This is a genomic window from Capsulimonas sp., assembly GCF_039929585.1.
Lineage (GTDB): Bacteria > Armatimonadota > Armatimonadia > Armatimonadales > Capsulimonadaceae > Capsulimonas.
Genome location: NZ_JBDSQY010000362.1, coordinates 1 through 6,369, shown reverse-complemented (window position 1 = coordinate 6,369; position 6,369 = coordinate 1). Strand labels below are relative to the sequence as shown.

Below are 6,369 nucleotides of genomic sequence, written 5' to 3'. Positions count from 1 at the left end.
GGTCCCCCAGAATTGGGGCGGAGGGGCTATCCTACTCTAGTGGGGCGGAGGGGCCGAAGCTTTGCCCGTTCAAGTTGAAATGTTTCAGTAGTCTCGTATCGACGAATCGCCAAGGAGAATCGACTGTGTCAAAGAACAATGGGGCCGCGCGCTCCGCGCTGATCGTTTGGGGCGGGTGGGACGGACACCAGCCCAAGGAAGTCGCCGAGATCTTTGCAAGTGAACTGCAAACGCGGGGTTTTGAAGTCGAAGTGTCCGACACGCTCGACGCATTTCTCAACGCCGACAAGCTGAAGGCGCTGGATTTGATCGTTCCTGTGTGGACGATGGGGACCATTACGGGCGAGCAGCTCAATCCCGTGCTGGAGGCGGTTAAGGGCGGCGTCGGCATCGCGGGATGTCACGGCGGCATGTGCGATTCGTTCCGCAATGAGACCGAGTGGCAGTTCATGACCGGCGGGCAGTGGATTTCGCATCCCGGCAATGATGGGACGGAATATACCGTTCGTATTACGGACACGAATCACTTCATCACACAGGGCAGCCCGGCGGAGTTCGCGGTAAAGTCCGAACAGTACTATCTGCATACGGACCCTTCGAACCATGTGCTGGGCGTCACCCAATTTCCCGTCGCCGATGGGCCTCACGTAAAGAACGGTCCGTTCGATATGCCGCAGATTTGGACGCGTTACTACGGTGAAGGCCGGGTGTCTTACAATGCCCTGGGGCATCAGGCGAATATCGTCACCCAGAGGGAAGTTCTTCCCCTCATGGTGCGCGGACTGCTCTGGGCCGCGCACGCGGAAGAAGCATTGTAGCCGTTCGTTTCACATGGAAAAGGCCGGCGACCAATTTAGGGTCGCCGGCCTTTGTGTTCAAATTTTGCGGAAGAATTAGGCGGGAGCGGTCACGCCTTTTTTCTTGTGATCGTGTCGGCTTGCTGCCCACTTGAGCTTCTGTTCCGGGGTAAGGAGCGCCTCGATCTGCGTGCGCATCTCTTTGCGGATCGGCTTCATCTGCTCTTTTTTCTCTTCTGGAGTCAGCGCCGTGTTTTTGCGGATCGCCATCATCTTTGGGGCCTCGGCCTTGTAGATGTCCTTAATCTTCGCCTTCTGGTCGTCGGTCAGCGCCAGCGTTTCCGAAAGCTTGGCGAGCTGCTTCATTTCGCCGGCTTTGCCCTTACCCTTGCCTCCGGCCGCGAAGCCTGGCGCCTGCGCCAGCATGGAGCCGCCCACGGTCAACAGAACGGCGACGATCATTGCTTTCTTTATCATTCGGTTTCCTCCCGCCAGTAATGTGCGCGAACTGTTCGCGCTACAGTGCTATGGACGCGGTGAAGACCGGTTAGTTCATTCGGAATTTTCTTTCGTCAAAACGTCATGAGTCGAAGTCCGCCGCGCTCGGAGATGACGGTTGGCGCCGAGAAATTGGCGTGCTGGGGCTGGAGCTCCAGGGCGGGCGCGGCATGGAGGCGCGGCGTGGCGAACATCGCGTCCCGCAGCGCTTCCACGATTTGCAGGTCATGCGGTGTTTGGGTCGCCAGAAGAGCTTCTTTGACGGGGCAGGGCGCGACTTCGAATACGGGAATGCCGTGGGATGCAAGCTGGCGTCCCCAACCGTTCGCAAGCGCTGAGAGGGCGTTGGCGGAGGCCGCGTAAACGGCTTCCGAGGCGACGAACGCTTCCGTCTCCAGCGGGGTGGGGTTGTAGATCACGATGCCGCCTCGGTGCTGACGGCGCAGATGGGGTGTCAGCGCCTGAACGGCGTACAGGGCGCTTTTGACATTGACCTGCATCGTCAGATCGAACTCCTGATCGGTCACGTCGAGCGCGCTCAGTTTCAGGACACGGTTGACGGCGTGGACGAAGGCGTCCACATGTCCGTACTTTTCGAAAACTTGGGTCATCAGGGCGTCCGCCTGGGTGCGGTCGGCCATGTCGGCGGTGATCGCGACCAATCGGCCCTTCTCCGCCTGGCTGGAAAGCGCCTCAATGCGGAACATCCGCCGCCGCGCGACGGCGATGACGGTCGCCCCCTCGCTGTGAATGAGCCGGCGCACCGTGGCGTAGCCGACGCCGCTGGAGGCTCCGGTGACAATCACCACCTTGCCTTCCATTGCCGGTTCCTGGATCATTCTAGACATATGCCAAATTCCTCCCAACTGAGATTATCGGCAATTATACGCCGCCGCCTTACCCCTGAAAGAAGCAAATACCCATTCGCTTCTCCGGTGTGCTACAATGATCCGACAATCACCCTGGAACGAAAAATTCGCATGGCAGTAACGGTCAATGCATTCACCACCCACTTCTTCACAACATACGCCCGATGATAGCGCGAGCGGCGATCTGGCGCGTATGCTGGCGCAGCGAAACGCCGAGCTGGATCAATTCGCCTATGTTGTTTCCCACGACTTGCGCGCTCCGCTGCGCGGGATCGCCAATCTGGCCAAGTGGATCGAGGAAGATCTTGGCGACCAGATCCCGGAAGAGACCGCCGGCCAGCTTGCCCTGCTGCGAAATCGCGTCCATCGCATGGACGCCATGATCCAGGGCATCCTGCAATATTCGCGCGTTGGTCGTGTCGATACTCAGATGGAGATGGTTGATAGTCGCACGCTTGTCGCGGAGGCGATTGACCTGCTGGCGCCGCCGCCGACTGTCGAGGTTCGCATGGAAGGCGACTTTCCAACTCTTCCCGCGAACTTCACAGTATTGGAGCAAGTCTTTTTGAACTTGATCGGCAATGCGATCAAGCATTGCGGAAGCGCCGAGGCTCAGGTTCGTGTTATCGGCGTGGATCATGAAGAGTTCTGCGAGTTTCATGTTGTGGATAACGGCCCTGGGATCGAGCCTCAATTCCACGAGCGGATATTTCAGATTTTCCAGACGCTGGAATCGCGCGACAAAGTCGAGGGTATCGGCATGGGATTGGCGTTGGTGAAAAAGATAGTGGAACATCAAGGAGGCGTCGTTTCGCTCAAATCCGATGTCGGTCAGGGGGCGGATTTTTCCTTCACTTGGCTGAAAACTCCTGATGACTCCGCTACGCCCGGCGTTAGAAATGGGACCTCAGTATGACTGAGCGTGTGCAGATCTTAATTGCAGACGATGACATCGTGGATCGCATGGCGGTGCGTCGCGCGCTGCGCGCGACAAAGCTGCCTCTGGAGATCCAGGAAGCGACCAGCTGTGCGCAGGTGATCGCGTCTGCCGCGCAGACCGACTTCGACTGTGTTTTTCTCGACTTCCAATTTCCCGACGGCGATGGATTGGCTGTGATTAAAAGCATACGAGCCACGGGGAACGAGGCGCCTATCATCGTGCTGACCGGTCACGGCGATGAACTCGTCGCCGTGGAGCTGATGAAGGCCGGCGCGTCGGACTATCTCGCCAAGTCCCGCTTGACGGAGGACGGCCTGGGGCAGACGCTCCAAAATGTACTGCGTGTCCGGCGCGCCGAGCTGCGTGAACGTGAGATGGCGGCGGCGCTCAGCGCCAGCGAAGCGCGCTTTCGCCGGGTGGCGGAAACCAACGTTCTGGGAATCGTCTTCTGGAACGAAAGCGGCGCAATCACCGAAGCAAACGATGCGTTTCTCAATCTGGTCGGTTATACCCAGGACGATCTGACAGCGGGCCGCATCAACTGGATCGCGATGACGCCGCCGGAGTATCTGGACAAAAGCCGGGAGTCTTATGATTCCCTGAAGGCGAACGGCAATGCTCCAGCGGTCGAGAAAGAGTATCTCCGCAAGGACGGCGGCCGCGTGTCCGTGATCATCAGCGCTTCCCGCTTGGACGCTCCTGAGTTTCAGGCGCTATCGTTCGTCCTGGACGTCACCGAACGCAAGCGCGCCGAACATGCAATTCAATTTCTCGCCGACGCCAGTGTCGTCCTCGCGTCCTCTCTGCAGTACGAAAATATTCTTCAAAGCCTCGCGCATCTCGCGGTTCCGGCGGTGGCGGATCTGTGCGTAATCGACATGCTGGAAGACGGCAAAGTCCGCCGCACCGCCGTTGCTTACGCAGACCCCGCGTTGGCGCTCGCCGTGCAGGCCGAGCTGAAGCAGAACCCGCCGGATCTCGCCGGCGGCAACCCCGTCAGTCAGGTGCTGCGCAGTGGCGTTCCCATACTGACTGAGATCATGGCGGACGGATTTGTGCGGGAAGTGGCGCGAACCGAGGCGCACCATAGTATCCTGCGAGACTTGAATTTACATTCCTATATCGTCGTGCCATTAAAGGTGCGTGGATCTGTCATTGGCGCGGTTTCACTGGTGCTGTCCCGCGATCACCGGCGCTATGGCGCTTCCGACCAGCTGATCGCCGAAGAGCTATCGCGTCGCGCCTCCGTGGCCATCGACAACGCCCGGCTGTTTGAAGCAACCCAGCAGGAGCGCACCCAGCTGGAAGCGAGCGAACGGCGGTACCGATTCCTGGCCGAAGCGATCCCGCAGATCGTCTGGACCGCGCTGCCGAATGGCGACGTCGATTATTTCAATGAGAAGTGGACGGAGTATTCGGGGCATACTCTGGAGCAAAGCAAAGGCTGGAGCTGGGAGCTGGTCTTGCATCCTGACGATTTGGCGCGCACGATCGAGCATTGGACCGAGGCGCTGACCCAGAGCGTTCGTTACGACATTGAATATCGCCTGCGCCGCTTCGACGGGGAATATCGCTGGCATCTGGCTCGTGGGGTGCCTATACGAGCCGATGACGGCGCGATCGTCAAATGGTTCGGCACCTGCACCGACATTGATGACCAGAAGCGCGCGGAGCGCGCCCAGCGCTTTCTCGATGAGATTGGCAGCGTCGTCAGCAGTTCCCTGGATTACGAGGAAACGCTGAATCGTGTCGCGGAGCTTGTCACTCCCAGCTTCGCGGATTGGTGCGCGGTCGATTTGCTGGAGGAAGACGGTGAGCTTCGCCGTGTGGCGCTCTCGCACGCCGATCCCGCGAAGCTGGCCGTGACCCGCGAGATCGACGCGCTTTATCCCACCACCAAGAATAGCGAAATTGGAATTTATGAGGTCATTCGCAACGGCGAGTCCTTACTGGAAACTCATGTCACGGATGAAATGCTGCGGCAATTCGCGGTGGATGAACGCCATTACGCCATGCTGCGGGATCTCGGGATTGCGTCATTCCTCAGCGCGCCGCTGATCGCTCGGGGACGCGTGATCGGAGCTATCACCTTCATCGGATCGGCGTCGGGAGTCCGGTTCGACGAGGCGGATCGGACCCTTGCTGAGGAAGCGGGCCGCCGCGTCGCCTTATCCGTCGATAACTCACGGCTTTATTTAGAGGCGCGCGCTCGGACTGCGCGGGAAGTGCTGATCAACGCGGTTGGCCGAAAGCTTCGCGCCTCGCTCGACGCCGCCGATATCCTGCGTGTTGCGACAAGCGAGGTCGGTCTCGCTCTGGGCGCCAGCCGAGTTCTGTGGTCACGTCTTGACGCCGGCCATACCACGTTAGAAGTTTCCCCGCAACAATACACCGCGCCTGGCGTCGACCCTGTGCAGGTATCCTATGCGCTTTCTACTCTGGGGCCGGCGTTTCTCGACACGTGGACGGTCGGCAACCCGATCGTGATTCACGACACCGAGACAGATTTTCGCTTACAGTCTTACTGGGGGCAGCCCGCCCGCATGCAGTACGCACGAGCGCTCATTTCCTGTCCCATCATCCAGCGCGGTGAATGGGGCGGGGTCTTCTCCGTGCAGCAGTGCGGGGAGCCTCGCCGGTGGACGCGTGATGAAGTCGCTCTGGTGATGGCCGTTTCGGATCTGCTGGGATTGGCGCTGGAGAATGCACGTCTCTACGACCGCGAGCACCGTGTGGCGGACATGCTTCAGTCGGCGTTTCTGACGAATATTCCCAAGGAGCTGCCGGGACTGCGCCTTGCGGTCACTTACAAGGCGGGCCTCGACGAAGCGCATGTTGGCGGCGACTTCTACGACGCTTTGGAGCTGCCGGACGGGCGGATCGCGCTGGTGATGGCCGATGTCTCCGGCAAGGGCCTCAAGGCGGCGGTTCAGACCGCGACCGTCAAATACTCCCTGCGCGCGTTCGCCGTCGAAGCCGCCGCGCCGAGCCTTGTGCTGAGCCGTCTCAACCGTGTGCTGCGCGGAGATTCCGCTGGGCTGGGCGAGCATTTCGTCACTCTGTTCTACGGCGTGTTCGATCCCAGTTCGGGCCGCTTCGTCTACGCCAACGCCGGGCATGAGACGCAAATCATCAAGCGCGCCGCCGGCGGCGTGGCGCTGCTGCCCGCGAACGGCCCGATCCTCGGCGTGGTCAATCACCGATACGAACAGAACGTCGAGTATCTCAATCCCGGTGATTCCGTGATCATGTTCACCGATGGTCT

The 6,369-nt window shown here is 59.9% G+C and carries 5 protein-coding genes; 3 read left to right on the top strand and 2 right to left on the bottom strand.

Annotation, left to right across the window (positions count from 1 at the left end; all coding sequences use genetic code 11):
* Window positions 1-125 precede the first annotated feature (125 nt).
* A complete protein-coding gene (locus ABIZ35_RS28025) occupies window positions 126-818 on the top strand; it encodes a ThuA domain-containing protein (RefSeq protein ID WP_348223246.1) in 693 nt (230 codons plus the stop codon).
* Window positions 819-893: 75 nt separating this feature from the next.
* On the opposite strand, the gene ABIZ35_RS28020 is transcribed toward ABIZ35_RS28025, so the two are convergent.
* Together ABIZ35_RS28020 and ABIZ35_RS28015 are read right to left on the bottom strand one after the other, a co-directional pair.
* The gene (locus ABIZ35_RS28020; protein WP_348223245.1) at window positions 894-1,274 is read right to left on the bottom strand and encodes a hypothetical protein; all 381 of its coding nucleotides are present in this window, start codon (window positions 1,272-1,274) and stop codon (window positions 894-896) included.
* 95 nt (window positions 1,275-1,369) lie between these two features.
* A complete protein-coding gene (locus ABIZ35_RS28015) occupies window positions 1,370-2,143 on the bottom strand; it encodes an SDR family NAD(P)-dependent oxidoreductase (RefSeq protein ID WP_348223244.1) in 774 nt (257 codons plus the stop codon).
* 148 nt (window positions 2,144-2,291) lie between these two features.
* On the opposite strand from ABIZ35_RS28015, the gene ABIZ35_RS28010 reads away from it, so the two are divergent.
* Both ABIZ35_RS28010 and ABIZ35_RS28005 read left to right on the top strand, forming a co-directional pair.
* Entirely contained in the window at window positions 2,292-3,080 is a 789-nt protein-coding gene (locus tag ABIZ35_RS28010; protein WP_348223243.1) for an ATP-binding protein, read from the top strand.
* Window positions 3,077-6,369 (top strand): PAS domain S-box protein (locus ABIZ35_RS28005; protein WP_348223242.1); only part of this gene is annotated, 3,293 nt, incomplete at its 3' end. The genes ABIZ35_RS28010 and ABIZ35_RS28005, both read left to right, overlap by 4 nt.

Excerpts from the sequence above, each read along its gene's own strand:
- ABIZ35_RS28010 (WP_348223243.1), top strand. The coding sequence starts at position 2,292 with ATGCATTCACCACCCACTTCTTCACAACATACGCCCGATGATAGCGCG.
- ABIZ35_RS28015 (WP_348223244.1), bottom strand. The coding sequence starts at position 2,143 with ATGTCTAGAATGATCCAGGAACCGGCAATGGAAGGCAAGGTGGTGATT.
- ABIZ35_RS28020 (WP_348223245.1), bottom strand. The coding sequence starts at position 1,274 with ATGATAAAGAAAGCAATGATCGTCGCCGTTCTGTTGACCGTGGGCGGC.